Here is a 15,776-nt window from a genome sequence, read left to right as displayed (position 1 = left end):
CCGCGGTGACCGCCCCCGCTGAGAGCCCCCACGCCGCCGACGTCGTCGCCGCCCTGAAGCGTCGCGGCGAGACCCTGGCCTGCGCGGAGTCCCTCACCGGTGGGCTGGTCTGTGCGGCCGTGACCGACGTGCCCGGCGCCTCGGCGGTGCTGCGCGGGGGCGTGGTCAGCTACGCCACCGAGGTCAAGGCCTCGCTGTTGGGCGTCGACAGGGCGCTGCTGTCGCAGGTGGGCGCCGTCGACGCCGAGGTGGCAAGCCAGATGGCCAGGGCCGTGCGCACGGTGGTGGGCAGCGACTGGGGAGTGGCCACCACCGGCGTGGCCGGCCCCGACCCGCAGGACGAGGCTGCGGTGGGCACCGTCTTCGTCGCCGTGGCCGGCCCGGACGGCGCCACGGTGCGGGAGCACCACTTCGACGGTGACCGTCCCGCGATCCGGGCGGCTGCGGTTCGGGCGGCCCTCGACGAGCTGCGCGCCGGCCTGGCGAGGGCGGAAGAACCGCCGGTCTCCGGCGGTTGAGGTGCGAGTGGTCCCGAGGTGCCCGGCCACGCGGCCACCGGCTCCCGAGGTGTCGGTTGGCCAAACCTGCGCGCGCGCCGTCGGTCCTGCGCGGTAACGTGGGTGCCAGAACCGGGCCGGAAAGCTGTGAAGGAGGCGCTGTGATCTTGCTCCGTCGTGAACTCGGCGACGTGCTCCGTGAGCAGCGCCAGTCCCAGGGCCGCACCCTGCGTGAGGTCTCGGCCGCGGCGTCCGTCTCGCTCGGCTACCTCAGCGAGGTCGAGCGCGGCGAGAAGGAGGCGTCCTCCGAGCTGCTCGCCGCGATCTGCAGCGCGCTGCACCTGCCGCTGTCGGAGGTGCTGGGGCACGTCTCCGAGCGGGTCGCCGAGTCCGAGGCGCTCACCGCGCCCGTCTCGCTCCCGGTGCCCGCCACGCCGCTCGTCTCGGCCTCGGCTGCCTGACCCTCCCCGCGTGAGCGGCACCGGTCCACTCCCGGCTACAGGGCTGGTCGTCCCAACCGATCCGTATGCCGTGCCGGTGGTCGTCGTCGGCCCCGACCCGGCCTGGCCCGGGCTGTTCGCTCAGGAGCGGGCTGCGATCACCAGTGCCCTCGGGTCCACTGCCCTCTCCGTCGAGCACGTGGGGTCCACGTCGGTGCCAGGGCTGCCCGCGAAGCCGGTCATCGACGTCCTCCTGCTCGTGCCCGACTCCGCTGACGAGCCGGCATACCTGCCCGCGTTGCTGGCCGTCGGCTACCACCTGCGCGTCCGCGAGCCCGACTGGCTCGAGCACCGCGTGGTGGCCCGCCGCCTCGCCAACGGGGACTCCCATGACGTCAACCTTCACGTGTTCTCACCCGGGGTGGCGGACCGGGAGGTCGCGCGGATGCGGATGTTCCGCGACTGGCTGTGCACCCACCGCGAGGACCGCGACCGGTATGCCGCGACCAAGCGTGAGCTGCCGTCGCGCCGCTGGCGCTGCGTGCAGGACTACGCGGACGCCAAGTCGGAGGTGGTCGAGGCGATCCTCGTGAGGGCCGGAGCACCTTCGGCCCCGTAGGCGTCAGGCGCGCCGGTAAGGCTTGGCCCGCCCCCGCGAGCTCGAGCCCAGCGGCGTCTGCGCGCGACCGTCGTCGGTGGGGCCGAGCCCGCCCTGGCAGTTGGGGCAGTAGAACATCGTGCGTTCCTGCGGGGGCGTGCCGATCATGGCCACCCGCACGCCCTGCCCGCAGCGTCGGCAGGGGCGGCCCGAGCGTCCGTGCACGTAGCTGGTCTCGCCGAGCCGGCGGACGCCGGTGCTGCTCTGCACGGCGTGGTGCCGGGCCGCGTCGATGAGCCGGTGGGCCCGCTCGACCAGGGCCGCCAGCTGCTGCTCCTCGAGACTGGCCGCCCCGGTCCAGGGGTTGATGCGTTGGAGGAAGAGGGACTCGCTGGCCCACAAGGTGCCCACGCCGGCCAGGTTGCGCTGGTCGAGCAGGGCGGCGCCGATGGGCATCTGCCCGCAGGACCGCAGGTTCGCGACCGCCGCGTGGGCGTCCCAGTCCTCGCCCAGCACGTCGGGCCCGAGGTGGCCGACGAGGGTGTCCTCCGCGGCCGTCGGCACGAGGTCGAGCATCCCCAGCCTCAGGCCCAGGGCGGCCCAGCGTTCGGTGGCCACCAGGGCGCGGACCTGCGGGTTGGCCAGCTGTCGCGGGGACACTCGCGTCGCGTCCTCGATGCGCCACTGACCTTCCATCCGCAGGTGCGAGTGCAGGGTCACCCCCGCGTCGAGCCGGTGGAGGATGTGCTTGCCGCGGCTGACCACCGCGACGGTGGACGCCCCCACCAGGTCGCTCGTGGCCAGCTCGCCCCAGCGCAGGTCCCACCGGGTGACCGGCCGGCCGGCCAGCGCCTGGTGCAGGCGGGTCGCCGTCCGCCAGACGGTGTCGCCCTCAGGCACGGCTCATCGCCTCAGCCGCAGACCACGTGGTGTCGCATGGAAGCCTGCGGAGGCGAGGGCCTGGGCGAGCGGGTGGTCCGACCCGAGCACGGACCCGCCGTCGGCCTTCTCCACCGTGAGGCGCCCCAGGGCCCCTTCGCGGACCGCGAGCGCCAACGCGTCGGCGGCAGCCTGCAGCAGAGCGGGGTCATCCGACCACGACAGCAGCGTCCTGCCCCCGCGCTCGACGTAGAGGACGAGCGCCCCGTCGACGAGGACGACGAGGGCGCCCGCCTTGCGGCCCGGCTGGTGGCCCTTGCGACCGGTCTCCTCCTCGGTGGCGGGCCGGGCCGGCCACGGCAGGGAGGCACCGTAGGCGTTGGCCGGGTCGGACGCGGCCAGCACCACCGCCGAAGCGGGCTCGACCGACGCCTCGGCGCCGCCCAGCGGCCGCACGCCGGCCCGGAGACGGTCGATCGCCCCGGTGCCCGCGAACTGGGCGGCCCCCAGCGACTCGACGAAGTAACCCCGACGCACCCTGCCCGACTCCTCGGCAGCGGCCAGCACCCGGTAGACGCCGGCGAAGCCGCCGACGACGCCCTCGGCGACGACCGACCCGCGGGTCACCACGCCGTAGCGGTCGAGGAGCACCTCGGCGGTGGCGTAGGACCGGACCGTGGCCTCGGCCTCGGGCGCCGGCAGCAGCGACCACCGGCCGGCGCCGGTCGGCGGTCCGCTGCGGCTGGGCAGCGCCGGCCTGCCGGCCGGGCGCTGGCCGGACAGCGCGCCGAGGGAGCCCCGCCGACCGGCATACCGGGTCGAACGCGGCGCCGACCGGGTGCGGCGGTGCGTGGTGCGGCCCCCGGACAGGAGCGCCCGCAGGGGCGCCATCGTGTCGTTGGTGACGAGGCCGGCCCACACGAGCTGCCAGAGGTCGGTGATGAGGGACTCGTCGTCTGTGCTGCCGACGGCGTCGGAGAGGGTGCGGAAGAAGTAGGCCCCGCCGCCGGCGAGTGCGTCGAGCACCGCCTGCTGGGTGTCGGCCACCTCGAGGTCGTCGTGCGGCGGCAGGGTCAGGTGGGCGGTGTCGCCGAGGTGGAGCGACACCCATCCGTCGTCGCCGGGGAGCGAGCCGTGCCCTCGCCACAGCACCTCGCCCGTGCTGGTCAGCTCGTCGAGGAGCCCGGGGGTGTAGCCGGCCACCCGGGAGGGCAGCACCAGGGTCTCGAGGGCACTGGCCGGCACCACGGCGCCGGCCAGCTGCTCAACCGCCCGGACCAGGCCCTCGCGGCCGCGCAGGCCACCACCCACCCCCTGCCAGCTCGGCAGGAAGCGGGCGAGCTCGACGGCGGGAACCGGCTCGACCTCGGCGCGCAGGGCCGCCAGGGAGCGCCGACGGAGGGTGCGCAGCACCTCCGCGTCGCAGTAGTCGAGGCCGTGGGCGCCGCCGCCGTTCTCCGTGGGCAGCAGCTCGCCCTCGACGACGCGGCCGGCCGACACGAGCCGGCGCAGGGCGTCGAGGGCCACGGCGGGACCGATGCCCCACCAGTGGGCGACATCGGCCGCGGAGAACGGGCCGTGCGTGCGCGCGTAGCGGGCCACGAGGTCGCCGAGCGGGTCGGGGACTGACTCGAGGAACGCCTGCGGCACACCCACGGGCAGGGAGGCGCCGAGGGCGTCGCGCAGTCGTCCGGCGTCCTCGATGGCGGCCCAGCGCTCCTCGCCGGCGATGCGCACCCGGATCAGGCGCCGGGCACCCTCGAGGTCGACGAGCCAGCTCCCGATGTCGTTGCGGGACAGGCCGTCCCGGCACCGGCGCTCGATCTCGCCCAGGGCGAGCGGGCCCAGGCTCCGCAGCAGGTCGGCGACGTCCTCGGCGTCGCGGCAGGCCCGCTCGGGCGCCAGGCGCTGCAGCTCGCGCTCGGTGCGGGTCACCTCGGCCGGGTCGAGGAGGTCGCGCAGCGACAGACCCTCGCCGCGGCCGAGCAGCTCGGCCAGCAGGGTCGGGTCGAGGGACAGCGCGGCGGCCCGCTTCTCTGCCAGCGGAGAGTCGCCCTCGTAGAGGAACTGCGCGACGTAGCCGAACAACAGCGACCGGGCGAAAGGCGAGGGCTGCGAGCTCTCGACGTCGACCATCGTGACGGTGCGCGCCTCGATGTCGCGCATGAGCTCGGTCAGGCCCGGCACGTCGAAGACGTCCTGCACGCACTCGCGCACCGTCTCCAGGATGATCGGGAACGAGGCGTACTGGCTGGCCACCTCGAGCAGCTGGGCAGCGCGCTGCCGCTGCTGCCACAGGGGCTGTCGCCGGTCGGGGCGGCGGCGGGGCAGCAGCAGGGCGCGGGAGGCGCACTCACGGAACCTCGCGGCGAACAGGGCAGACCCGCCGATCTCCCCGGTCACGAGGTCGTGGACCTCGTCAGGGTCGAGGCGGACCAGCTCGAGGAGCTCGGCGCCCGCACCGCGGCCGTCCTCGAACTCGAGGTCGGGAAGGCGGAAGACGATGCCGTCGTCGCCGTGCATGGCCTGGACGTCGACGCCGAAGCGCTCACGCATCCGGGCCGAGACGCACAGCGCCCAGGGGGCGTGCACCTGGCCACCGAAGGGGGAGTGGAGGGCCACCCGCCAGTCGCCGATCTCGTCGCGGAAGCGCTCGATGACGATGGTGCGGTCGTCGGGGACGTGGCCCGTCGCCTCACGCTGCTCCTCGAGGTAGGCGAGGAGGTTGTCGGTGGCCCACTCGTCGAGGCCGGCCGCGGCCACGCGGGCCCGCGCCTTCGCCGGGGGCAGCCCGACGAGCTCGCGGACGAAGGCCCCGACGGCCCGGCCCAGCTCTGCGGGACGCCCGAGCTGGTCGCCCTTCCAGAACGGCAGCTTCCCCGGGAGCCCGGGTGCCGGGGTGACCAGGACCCGGTCGTGCGTGATGTCCTCGATCCGCCAGGTGGAGGTGCCGAGGGTGAAGACGTCGCCGACCCGCGACTCGTAGACCATCTCCTCGTCGAGCTCGCCGACCCGCCTGCCGGTGCCCTCCCCGGTGGCGAGGAACACGGCATACAGGCCCCGGTCGGGGATGGTGCCGCCGCTGGTGACGGCGAGCCGCTGGGCGCCGCGCCGGCCGGTGAGCACACCGGCGACGCGGTCCCAGACGATGCGCGGCCGCAGCTCGGCGAACTCGTCGCTGGGGTAGCGGCCGGCGAGCATGTCGAGGACGGACTCGAGGATCGAGCGCGGCAGCGAGGCGAACGGGGTGGCACGCCGCACCAGCTGCGCGAGGTCGTCGACCGCCCACTCGTCCATCGCGCACATGGCCACCACCTGCTGGGCCAGCACGTCGACCGGGTTGGCCGGCACGTGCAGCGACTCGATCGCCCCGGACCGCATCCGCTCGACGACGACGGCGGTCTGGACGAGGTCGCCGCGGAACTTGGGGAAGAGCACGCCGTGGGAGACGGCGCCGACCTGGTGCCCGGCCCGGCCCACGCGCTGGAGCCCGCTGGCGACGCTGGGCGGTGACTCGACCTGGACCACGAGGTCGACGGCACCCATGTCGATACCGAGCTCGAGCGAGCTGGTGGCGACGACGGCCGGCAGGCGTCCCGCCTTGAGGTCCTCCTCGATGACCTGGCGGTGCTCCTTGCTCACCGAGCCGTGGTGGGCCCTGGCCAGGACAGCCGGTGCGCCCCTGCTCGCGCCGGCCTGCGCCATCATCTCCGCCGGGGTCCGGGTGCCGGTCCTCCTCGGAGCCGGCTCGGGTGCCGTGCCGTCGGTGTCGCCGAGCTGCTCGGCGGCCTCCTCGAGGCGCTCCTGCCAGATCTCGTTGAGGCGGGAGGTCAGCCGTTCGGCGAGTCTGCGGGAGTTCGCGAAGACCAGGGTCGAGCGGTGCTCGGCGATGAGGTCGACGATGCGCTCCTCGACGTGCGGCCAGATCGAGGCGCGCCGCTCGGCGCCCGCGGCGGGCCCGGACAGGTCGTCGAGCCCCACCTCGCCGAGCGCGGACATGTCGGCGATCGGGACGACGACGTCGAGGTCCCACTCCTTGGTCGAGGGCGGGCGCACGACCTCGACCGGTCGGCCGCCGGCGAGGTAGCGGGCCACCTCGTCGACCGGCTCCACCGTCGCCGAGAGGCCGATGCGCTGCGCGGGCTGGTCGAGGAGGGCGTCGAGCCGCTCGAGGCTGAGGGCCAGGTGGGCGCCGCGCTTGGTGCCGGCGACGGCGTGCACCTCGTCCAGGATCACCGTCTCGACGCCGGCGAGCGCCTCCCGGGCCGCGGAGGTGAGCAGGAGGAACAGCGACTCCGGCGTGGTGATGAGGATGTCGCTCGGCGTGCGGGCGAAGGCGCGCCGCTCGTTGGCGGGGGTGTCACCGGACCGCACGGCCACGGTGATGTCGGGTTCGGGCAGCCCGAGCCGGGTGGCGGCGTGGCCGATGCCCACGAGCGGTGAGCGCAGGTTGCGCTCGACGTCGACGGCGAGCGCCTTCATGGGCGAGACGTAGAGGACGCGGCAGCGCCGCAGCCGCTCCTCGGGCGGCGGCTCGCTGGCCAGCCGGTCGAGGGCCCAGAGGAAGGCCGACAGCGTCTTTCCCGAACCGGTCGGGGCGACGACCAGGGCGTGCCTGCCGGAGCTGATGGCCTCCCAGGCGCCGGCCTGCGCCTGCGTGGGCTCGCTGAAGGAACCCTCGAACCACGCCGCGGTGGCCGGGGAGAAGCGCGCGAGCACGTCGGTGCCGGGGGAACGGGCCATCGCGACAAGCCTGCCACCGGGCACCGACACCGGCGCGACATGTCCCGGAACCTGCTCCCTCCTGCGGTGCTCGGCCCTAGGGTCGCGGACCGTGACCACCAGCAGCCGTGCCCCGGCGTCGAGCCGGGTGGCCCTCACCCGCACTCGACCTGCGACGGCCTGGCGCTGGGTGCTCCCGGCAGCCGTGGCCCAGGCAGTGGTCCTCACCGCCGGCAGCCGCGGCTACGGCTGGCACCGCGACGAGCTGTACTTCCGGATGCTGCCGTCTGCCTGGGGACACGTCGACCAGCCGCCGCTCGTCCCGTTCCTCGCCCGGTCGGTCGCCGGCCTCGTCGACGAGCCCTGGGCCCTGCGGGTGCCCGCCACGCTGGCCTCGGCGGTGTCGGTGGTGCTGGTGGCCCTCATCGCCCGTGCGCTCGGCGGCGGCCGCGGGGCCCAGGCGCTGGCGGCGTGGGGCTACGCCTTCGCGGCCATGCCCCTCATGCTGGGCCACCTGCTGCTGACCTCGACGCTCGACCAGAGCTTCTGGCTGGCCGCCACCCTGGCGACGGTCCTGGCCGTGCGCGGCGACCCCCGCTGGTGGCTGGCGGCCGGCGCCGTCGCGGGTGCCGCGTCCTACAGCCGCCTGCTCGTCGCGGTGCTCGGCGTCGCCCTCGCGGTGGGAGTGCTGGTGCTCGGTCCCCGTCGCGTGCTGCGCAGCCCCTGGCTGTGGGCCGGCGCGGCGCTCGCCGCACTCCTGTCCGCGCCCAACCTCGCCTACCAGGCCACCCACGACTGGCCCCAGCTGGCGATGGGCGCCGCGCTGGCGGAGAACAACGCCGGCGAGGTGCGCGCCCTCGCCCTGCCGCTGCTGCTCGTCATGCTCGGCCCGGTGCTGGCGGTCGTCTGGGGCGTGGGCGTGGCCTGGCTCCTGCGCCGGCCGCAGCGCTGCGAGGTCGGTTTCCTGGCCGTCGCCTTCGGTGTCCTCGTGGCCTTCACCCTGCTCTCCGGCGCGCAGCCGCACTACCCGGTGCACCTCCTGAGCGCCATGTATGCCGCGGGGTGCGTGCCGGTGGCGCGCTGGCTGTCCGCCCGCACCGGGTGGCGCCGGCTGGCCCTTGCCGGGCTCGCCGCGAACGCGGCCTTCGCGGTGGTGCTGGCCCTTCCCGCCGTCCCTGCGGAGCGCCTGGGGGACACGCCGGTGCCGGACATCGGGCCCCTCGCCGGCGACCAGGTCGGGTGGCCCGTCTACGTGGCGCAGGTCGCGGACGCCGTCCGCGGGGTGCCGGAGGGGCACCGGGTGGCGGTCATCACCTCGAACTACGGGGAGGCCGGCGCCCTCGCACGCTTCGGCCCGGCGCACGGGCTCCCCGCCCCGCACAGCGGGCACAACGCACTGCACGACGCCGGCCCTCCTGCGGATGAAACGGACACGGTGGTCCTGGTCGGCTGGCAGGCGCCCCACCTGACAGGCCTCTTCGGCACCTGCCGGACGGTGGACCGCCTCGACAACGGTGTCGGTGTCGACAACGAAGAGCAGGGCGCACCCGTCATGGTCTGCGCCCACCCCGCAGCCCCTTGGCGCGAGCTGTGGCCGCGCTTCCGCCACCTCGACTGACGGTCGCGCACCTGTGACAGACTCGCCGCTGTGCGGCTGAGCAAGTTCTGGTCCCTGATGAACGACGAGTTCGGCGAGTCCTACGCCGGCTCCCTGGCGCGCGACCACGTCGTCGGCGCCCTCGGGAACAGGACCGCGCTGCAGGCCCTCGACCAGGGCGAGTCGCCCCGCACGGTGTGGCTGGCGCTCTGCGACGACATGGACGTGCCGGAGTCGCGACGCCTGGGCGTCGAGCATCGCGCCAGGAAGTGATCGCGGCGTGACTGCCGGCTGGCCCCACGCGCCCGTCGTGCTGGCGCCCATGGCCGGTGGCCCGAGCACGGTCGAGCTGGCTGCCGCGGTCGCCGGGGCCGGCGGCTTCCCCTTCCTCGCCGCGGCCTACCTGACCCCTGAGCGCCTCCGGTCCGACCTGCACGAGCTCGGTTCGCGCACGGCGAAACCCTTCGGGGTCAACGTGTTCGCGCCATCGCCGGACGAGCCCTCGATGACCGCTGCCGCGGAGGCGTATGCCGCGCGGCTGGCCCCGTGGGCCGCTGCGGCAGGCGTCGAGCTCGGCGTGGCGCGCTGGGACGACGACCACTTCGCAGCCAAGGTCGACGTGCTCGTCGAGGCGCGACCGAGCGTCGTGAGCTTCGCGTTCGGGTGGCCACCCGCCGACGTCGTCGGACGCCTCCAGGAGGCCGGTGTCGCGGTCTGGGTGACCCTCAACGAGCCCGCCGAGGTCGAGTGGGCGCAGGCCCTCGGGGTGGACGGCGTCGTGGCCCAGGGGTGGGAGGCCGGCGGCCACCGTGGCGGACCGGTCGACACGGGTGAGGAGCAGCTGCCGGTGCGCGAGCTGGTGCGGGCCGTGCGAGCCCGCACCGACCTGCCCGTCATGGGGGCAGGCGGCCTCATGACCGGGCGTGAGGCGGCCGAGGTGCTGGCCGAGGGAGCCGCGGCGGCGGCGTTCGGCACGGCGTTCCTCGCCTGCCCGGAGGCCGGCACGTCACCGGTGCACGTGCACGCCCTCACCCACCGCAGGGGCACCGTGGTCACCCGGGCGTTCACCGGCCGCAGCGCCCGCGCGCTGCGCACCGCGTGGACGGACGGCTACGGCGCAGGCGCACCCGCGGCATACCCGCACATCCACCACGTGACGGCGCCGCTGCGCGCCCACGGCAAGGCCACGGGGGAGGCGGAGCTCGTGCACCTCTGGGCCGGCACCGGCCACGAGCGCCTCCGGCGGCTGCCGGCCGGCGAGCTCGTCCGCAGCCTGCTGCGCGAGGTGGAGCAGTCGCAGGCGGCGCGCCGCGGCTGAAACCCTGGTGAGGACTGTCGCGGGGGTTCGCTAGCGTGGCGCCTGTGACTGGGGACGACATCCTGCTGAGCGCCAGGGGACTGACCAAGACGTTCGGCGACTTCACCGCCGTCGACGGCATCGACTTCGCGGTGCGGAAGGGGGAGGCCTTCGGCTTCCTCGGCCCCAACGGTGCCGGCAAGTCGTCGACGATGCGCATGGTCGGATGCGTCTCGCCGGTCTCCGGCGGCGAGCTGCGGCTCTTCGGCCTCGACCCGGCCACCGACGGTCCGGCGATCCGCGCGCGCCTCGGCGTGGTGCCCCAGCGCGACACCCTCGACGAGGAGCTCACCGTCGAGGAGAACCTCTGGATCTACGGTCGCTACTTCGGGCTGTCGCGCAAGGAGGTCCGGTCGCGGGCTGCCGAGCTGCTCGACTTCGCCCAGCTGACCGAGCGGGCCCGGGACAAGGTGGACCCGCTCTCCGGTGGCATGAAGCGGCGCCTCACGATCGCCCGGTCGCTGATCAACTCTCCCGAGATCCTGCTGCTCGACGAGCCGACCACCGGCCTCGACCCGCAGGCGCGACACGTGTTGTGGGACAGGCTGTTCCGGCTCAAGCGCTCGGGTGTCACGCTCGTGCTGACGACCCACTACATGGACGAGGCTGAGCAGCTCTGCGACCGGCTGGTCGTCATGGACCACGGCAAGATCGTCGCCGAGGGCTCGCCCCGGCAGCTCATCGAGGAGTACTCCACTCGTGAGGTGCTCGAGCTGCGCTTCGACGCCGAGGACCACAAGGACCACGCAGAGCAGGTCACGGGCGTCGGCAAGCGGGTCGAGGTGCTGCCCGACCGCCTGCTGGTCTACACCGACGACGGCGACGAGGCCGCCGCGGTGGTGCACTCGCGCGGCATCGCGCCCCTGTCGTCGCTCGTGCGGCGCTCGACCCTCGAGGACGTCTTCCTCCACCTGACCGGCCGGACGCTGGTGGACTGATGACGTCGGCAACCACGGCCGCGCAGCCCGCGCCGCTTCCCGGCGACCGGGCCCAGCACGGTGCCCGGCAGCCGATGGGCAGCTCGGAGCGCTGGGGGGCGGTCTTCGAGTACCTCCTGACCGTCTACCGGCGCACGTGGCGCGGCAGCATCATCGGCCGCTTCCTGTCGCCGCTGTTCTTCCTGCTGTCCATGGGCCTCGGCCTCGGCGCGCTCGTCGACGACCGCGCCGGCGGTGTGGGTGGCACGCCCTACCTGCAGTTCGTCGTCCCCGCCATCGTCGCGACCCAGGCCATGTGGGTGGCGATGGGGGAGTCCACCTACCAGGTGCTCGGATACATCAAGTGGAACATGGGCTACCACGCGATGCTGGCGACGCCGCTGGGCGTGCGCGACATCCTCGTCGGCCACCTGCTGTCGGTCGTGGGCCACCTGACCGTCGCCACGGCGATCTTCATGGGCGTCGCGGCGCTCTTCGGCGGGTTCTCGTCGTGGTGGGCGCTGCTGTCGCTGCCGATCGCGGTGCTCACCGGCATGGCCTTCACCGTGCCGATCTTCGCCTTCACCGCCCGCCAGGAGGGCGACAACGGTTTCAACATCCTGTTCCGCTGGGTGATGACGCCGCTGATGCTGTTCTCCGGCACGTTCTTCCCGATTGACCAGCTGCCGCTCTGGATGCAGCCCGTCGCCTGGTGCACCCCGCTGTGGCACGGCGTGGAGTCCAGCCGCATGGTCGCCACCGGAGAGGTCGACTGGCTGTGGCTCGCCCTGCACCTGCTCGTCCTCGCCACCTTCGTCGCGGTCGGCTGGGTGCTGGCCGTCCGCTCCTTCACCCGGAGGCTGGTCACGTGAGCGCCACCACCACCGCGCCGAGGGCGGCCTCCCGACTGGCCCGGCTCCTGCCCATGCCGGCCGGCGCCGGCCTGGCCCGCATGCTCGTCGAGCGCAACATCACCTCGTTCCGGCACGGGTGGATCGCGCTCGTCACGGGGTTCGCCGAGCCGGTGTTCTACCTCTTCTCCATCGGCGTGGGCATCGGCGCGCTCGTGCAGACCGTGGTCACCGACAGCGGCGCCGAGGTCGGCTACCTCCAGTTCGTCGCACCGGCCCTGCTGGCCGCCTCGGCGATGAACGGCGCGGTCATGGACTCGACGTTCAACGTCTTCTTCAAGCTGCGCTACGCCCGGCTCTACGACTCGGTGCTGGCCACGCCGATGGGGCCGCGCGACATCGCCGTCGGCGAGATCTCCTGGTCGCTGATGCGCGGCGGCATCTACTCGGCGCTGTTCCTGTTCGTCGCCCTGCTGGCCGGGGCGGTCCAGTCGTGGTGGGCCCTGCTGGCCCTGCCGGCCGCGGTCTTCATCGGATTCGCCTTCGCCGCCGTGGGCATGTTCGCCACCACGTTCATGCGCTCCTGGGTCGACTTCGACTACATCACGCTGGCGATCCAGCCGATGTTCCTCTTCTCGGCCACCTTCTTCCCGCTGTCCACCTACCCGCCCTCGCTGCAGTGGCTCGTGCAGGCGACGCCGCTCTACCACGGCGTCGCGCTCGAGCGGGCGCTCATGCTCGGGGAGGTCGACCCCGGCGTCCTGTGGCACGTGCTCTACCTCGTGGCGCTCGGTGGGCTCGGCGTGGTCGGCACCGCGCGGCGGCTGGAGAAGCTGCTCCTCTCGTGACCGTCGCCGTGCGGCGACGGGCGCAAGGAGGCGGTATGCCGTGACGGCCGGCAGCGTGGCCGCCTCGCGGGCCGCCTAGGCTGGCCGGGTGAGCCGACCCCAGCCCCTCGTCCCCGGCCCGGGCCAGGAGTCGGTGTGGGACTACCCGAGGCCCCCGCGGCTCGAGCGCACCACCGCTCGCCTGCGGGTCTTGCTCGCAGGGCGGGTCGTCGCCGACACCACCGAGGGTTACCGGGTGCTCGAGACGAGCCACCCGCCCACCTACTACCTGCCGCCCCATGGCTTCCTGCCGGGCTCGGTGCGCCCGGTGCCCGGGTCGACGGTGTGCGAGTGGAAGGGCGAGGCCGCCTACGGCGACCTGGTCTGCGGCGACGCCGTGGCGCGACGGGCGGTCTGGTGGTACCCGCAGCCGACCGCGCCCTTCCTGCCCATCGCCGGCTACCTCGCGGTCATGCCCGCGCTCGTCGACGCCTGCTTCGTCGACGAGGAGCGGGTCGTGCCCCAGCCGGGCGGGTTCTACGGCGGCTGGGTCACCTCGAAGGTCGTCGGCCCCTTCAAGGGAGGCCCCGGGACGCATGGCTGGTGACGTGACCCACGAGGTGCGGGTGGCGACCTTCGCCGAGCTGCCGTCGGACACGGCATACCGGCTGTGGGCCCTGCGCTCGGAGGTCTTCGTGGTGGAGCAGGACTGCCCCTACCTCGACCTCGACGGCCGTGACACCGAGCCGCTCACCCGGCACCTGTGGGTCGAGCGGGGCGGCGAGCCGGTGGCGACGCTGAGGCTGCTCGACGACGGCAGCCGCCTGCGCATCGGCCGGGTGGCCACCCGGGAGGCGCACCGGGGCGAGGGGCTGGCCGCCGCGCTGGTGGAGCGTGCGCTGCAGGTCGCGGGGGAGCGCGAGGTGGCGCTCGACGCGCAGTCCCACCTCGTCGACTGGTACCTCCGCTTCGGCTTCGAACCCAGCGGCCGGGGCTTCGTCGAGGACGGCATCCCGCACACGCCGATGCGGCGAGCAGGGCGCTGAGGCACTCCTGCGGCGTGTCGCGGCGCGCCTGCAGACTTCGAACACGTGTTCGGCTAGATTCGTCCACAGGAGCACTTCCGCAGTCACGCCGTCCACCGCTTTGGTCGGCGCCGGTTCGGCTGTCGGTGCTGACTCCTAGCGTCTGACCCGACAGCAGCTCGAGGACACGAACTGGTGCCGGGTCGAAGGCAGGCGCGCCCGACTCGACGAACAGAAAGCAGGTGTGGCGATGGCTCGCCCGAACCAGGCCGCCTCCAACGCAGGCAACAGCCAGGACATGAAGCTCAAGGCACTCGAGACCACGATGGGCCAGATCGAGAAGAACCACGGCAAGGGTGCCGTGATGCGGCTCGGCGACGACGTCCGCCCGCCCATCGAGGTCATCCCCACCGGGTCGATCTCCCTCGACGTCGCCCTCGGCATCGGCGGCCTGCCGCGCGGCCGCGTCGTCGAGATCTACGGCCCGGAGTCCTCCGGCAAGACGACCGTGGCGCTGCACGCCGTGGCCAACGCCCAGCGCAAGGGCGGCATCGCCGCGTTCATCGACGCCGAGCATGCCCTCGACCCCGAGTACGCCAAGAAGCTGGGCGTCGACACCGACTCGCTCCTGGTGAGCCAGCCCGACACCGGTGAGCAGGCCCTCGAGATCGCCGACATGCTGATCCGCTCGGGTGCCCTCGACATCATCGTCATCGACTCCGTCGCCGCCCTGGTGCCGCGCGCCGAGATCGAGGGCGAGATGGGCGACAGCCACGTCGGCCTGCAGGCCCGCCTGATGTCCCAGGCCCTGCGCAAGCTCACCGGTGCGCTGAACACCACCGGCACGACCGCGATCTTCATCAACCAGCTGCGCGAGAAGATCGGCGTGATGTTCGGCTCGCCCGAGACCACCACGGGTGGCAAGGCGCTGAAGTTCTACGCGTCGGTCCGCCTCGACGTGCGCCGCATCGAGACCCTCAAGGACGGCAGCGAGCCGGTCGGCAACCGCACCCGCGTCAAGGTCGTCAAGAACAAGGTCTCCCCGCCCTTCAAGCAGGCCGAGTTCGACATCCTCTACGGGCACGGCATCTCCCGCGAGGGTGGCCTGATCGACATGGGCGTGGAGCACGGCTTCGTCCGCAAGGCCGGCGCCTGGTACACCTACGAGGGAGACCAGCTCGGGCAGGGCAAGGAGAACGCCCGCACGTTCCTCAAGGACAACCCCGACCTCGCCGACGAGATCGAGAAGAAGATCAAGGAGAAGCTCGGCATCGGCCCGCAGGTCGACAAGCCGGCTGAGCCGGTGGCCGAGGTCCCGGTCGACTTCTGATCCACCCGCGCCACGGAGCACCTCCATGAGCGAGCGACAGGACGCGGCCAGGGCTGCCCTCGAGGCAGCCCTGGCCGCGACGTCCGGCCCTCCCGAAGACGCCTCGCCGGGGTCGGCCGGGCCGGCCAGGCGCCGCCGTCGCCGCGCCACGCCACCGGATCCCGAGCAGGACCTCCAGGGGCGAGACGGCGAACCGGACCCGTACGACGTGGCACGGCAGATCGTGCTCCGCCAGCTCGCCATGGCGCCGAGGAGCCGCCAGCAGCTGAGGGACAAGCTCCGCCAGCGCAACTGCCCCGACGACGTGGCCGAGGCCGTGCTCGACCGGATGACCGAGGTCGGCCTCGTCGACGACGGGGCCTTCGCGGCGATGCTCGTGCGGTCGCAGCAGGCTGGCCGGGGGCTGGCTGCGCGAGCCCTCGCCCGCGAGCTGCGCACGAAGGGAGTCGACCCGCAGACGGCGCAGGCCACTCTCGCCGAGATCGACCCGGAGGAGGAGCGGGAGCGAGCGCGTGCCCTGGTCGAGAAGAAGCTCAGGACGATGCACGGCCTCGACGCCGCCGTCCAGACCCGGCGGCTCGCAGGCATGCTCGCTCGCAAGGGCTACCCGTCGTCGATGGCCTTTGCCGTGATCCGCGAGGCCATCGCTGACGCCCCCGAGCACCAGCGCGACTGACGACACCCTCGGGCGGGTGCTGACGGGCGCAGTGCCCGCCCGCCGTCTCGCGGGCGCCCG

At 73.7% G+C, this 15,776-nt stretch carries 15 protein-coding genes; 13 read left to right on the top strand and 2 right to left on the bottom strand.

Annotation, left to right across the window (positions count from 1 at the left end; genetic code table 11):
- Positions 1-5 precede the first annotated feature (5 nt).
- From P2F65_RS14050 to P2F65_RS14040, 3 genes are all read left to right on the top strand, one after another.
- Positions 6-518, top strand: a complete 513-nt coding sequence (locus P2F65_RS14050) for a CinA family protein (protein WP_275808872.1) — start codon at positions 6-8, stop codon at positions 516-518.
- 140 nt (positions 519-658) lie between these two features.
- Positions 659-958: a helix-turn-helix transcriptional regulator gene (locus P2F65_RS14045; RefSeq protein WP_275808869.1), complete on the top strand. Its 300-nt coding sequence runs from the start codon at positions 659-661 to the stop codon at positions 956-958.
- A gap of 10 nt (positions 959-968) precedes the next feature.
- Positions 969-1,556, top strand: a complete 588-nt coding sequence (locus tag P2F65_RS14040; RefSeq protein ID WP_275808866.1) for a GrpB family protein — start codon at positions 969-971, stop codon at positions 1,554-1,556.
- Positions 1,557-1,559: 3 nt separating this feature from the next.
- Here P2F65_RS14040 and P2F65_RS14035 read toward each other — a convergent pair whose 3' ends face one another.
- Positions 1,560-2,435 carry a DNA-formamidopyrimidine glycosylase family protein gene (locus P2F65_RS14035; protein ID WP_275808863.1) on the bottom strand — a complete coding sequence of 292 codons (876 nt, stop codon included), beginning with the start codon at positions 2,433-2,435 and terminating at the stop codon, positions 1,560-1,562.
- Positions 2,436-2,438: 3 nt separating this feature from the next.
- Complete coding sequence (locus tag P2F65_RS14030) at positions 2,439-7,157, bottom strand: ATP-dependent helicase (RefSeq protein ID WP_275808861.1); 4,719 nt, start codon at positions 7,155-7,157, stop codon at positions 2,439-2,441.
- A 91-nt stretch (positions 7,158-7,248) separates the two neighbouring features.
- Between P2F65_RS14030 and P2F65_RS14025 the strand changes: the two genes are divergently transcribed.
- From P2F65_RS14025 to P2F65_RS13980, 10 genes are all read left to right on the top strand, one after another.
- Positions 7,249-8,754 carry a glycosyltransferase family 39 protein gene (locus P2F65_RS14025; protein ID WP_275808858.1) on the top strand — a complete coding sequence of 502 codons (1,506 nt, stop codon included), beginning with the start codon at positions 7,249-7,251 and terminating at the stop codon, positions 8,752-8,754.
- A gap of 30 nt (positions 8,755-8,784) precedes the next feature.
- Positions 8,785-9,006, top strand: coding sequence for a DUF3046 domain-containing protein (locus tag P2F65_RS14020; protein WP_275808856.1), 222 nt, complete (start codon positions 8,785-8,787; stop codon positions 9,004-9,006).
- A gap of 7 nt (positions 9,007-9,013) precedes the next feature.
- On the top strand, positions 9,014-10,051 hold the full coding sequence (locus tag P2F65_RS14015; RefSeq protein ID WP_275808854.1) for a nitronate monooxygenase: 1,038 nt from the start codon (positions 9,014-9,016) through the stop codon (positions 10,049-10,051).
- 44 nt (positions 10,052-10,095) lie between these two features.
- Positions 10,096-11,028, top strand: coding sequence for an ABC transporter ATP-binding protein (locus P2F65_RS14010; protein WP_275808852.1), 933 nt, complete (start codon positions 10,096-10,098; stop codon positions 11,026-11,028).
- On the top strand, positions 11,028-11,879 hold the full coding sequence (locus tag P2F65_RS14005; RefSeq protein ID WP_275808850.1) for an ABC transporter permease: 852 nt from the start codon (positions 11,028-11,030) through the stop codon (positions 11,877-11,879). The genes P2F65_RS14010 and P2F65_RS14005 overlap by 1 nt, the downstream gene beginning before the upstream one ends.
- On the top strand, positions 11,876-12,706 hold the full coding sequence (locus P2F65_RS14000) for an ABC transporter permease (RefSeq protein ID WP_275808848.1): 831 nt from the start codon (positions 11,876-11,878) through the stop codon (positions 12,704-12,706). Before P2F65_RS14005 ends, P2F65_RS14000 begins: the two co-directional genes overlap by 4 nt.
- Positions 12,707-12,794: 88 nt before the next feature.
- On the top strand, positions 12,795-13,292 hold the full coding sequence (locus tag P2F65_RS13995; protein WP_275808846.1) for a DUF427 domain-containing protein: 498 nt from the start codon (positions 12,795-12,797) through the stop codon (positions 13,290-13,292).
- Complete coding sequence (locus tag P2F65_RS13990) at positions 13,282-13,731, top strand: GNAT family N-acetyltransferase (protein ID WP_275808844.1); 450 nt, start codon at positions 13,282-13,284, stop codon at positions 13,729-13,731. The genes P2F65_RS13995 and P2F65_RS13990 overlap by 11 nt, the downstream gene beginning before the upstream one ends.
- A gap of 277 nt (positions 13,732-14,008) precedes the next feature.
- The gene (recA, locus tag P2F65_RS13985) at positions 14,009-15,040 is read left to right on the top strand and encodes a recombinase RecA (RefSeq protein ID WP_275810668.1); all 1,032 of its coding nucleotides are present in this window, start codon (positions 14,009-14,011) and stop codon (positions 15,038-15,040) included.
- A 25-nt stretch (positions 15,041-15,065) separates the two neighbouring features.
- Positions 15,066-15,716, top strand: a complete 651-nt coding sequence (locus tag P2F65_RS13980; RefSeq protein WP_275808843.1) for a regulatory protein RecX — start codon at positions 15,066-15,068, stop codon at positions 15,714-15,716.
- Positions 15,717-15,776: the final 60 nt, after the last annotated feature.

The organism is Knoellia sp. p5-6-4 (assembly GCF_029222705.1).
GTDB lineage: Bacteria > Actinomycetota > Actinomycetes > Actinomycetales > Dermatophilaceae > Pedococcus_A.
The sequence above is the reverse complement of the archived record's forward strand: the minus strand, read 5'-3'. Positions and strand labels throughout refer to the sequence as shown.

Bases quoted from the DNA above. Each gene is read 5' to 3' on its own strand.
- P2F65_RS14030 (WP_275808861.1), bottom strand. From the start codon at position 7,157: ATGGCCCGTTCCCCCGGCACCGACGTGCTCGCGCGCTTCTCCCCGGCC.
- P2F65_RS14005 (WP_275808850.1), top strand. From the start codon at position 11,028: ATGACGTCGGCAACCACGGCCGCGCAGCCCGCGCCGCTTCCCGGCGAC.
- P2F65_RS13990 (WP_275808844.1), top strand. From the start codon at position 13,282: ATGGCTGGTGACGTGACCCACGAGGTGCGGGTGGCGACCTTCGCCGAG.
- recA (WP_275810668.1), top strand. From the start codon at position 14,009: ATGAAGCTCAAGGCACTCGAGACCACGATGGGCCAGATCGAGAAGAAC.
- P2F65_RS13980 (WP_275808843.1), top strand. From the start codon at position 15,066: ATGAGCGAGCGACAGGACGCGGCCAGGGCTGCCCTCGAGGCAGCCCTG.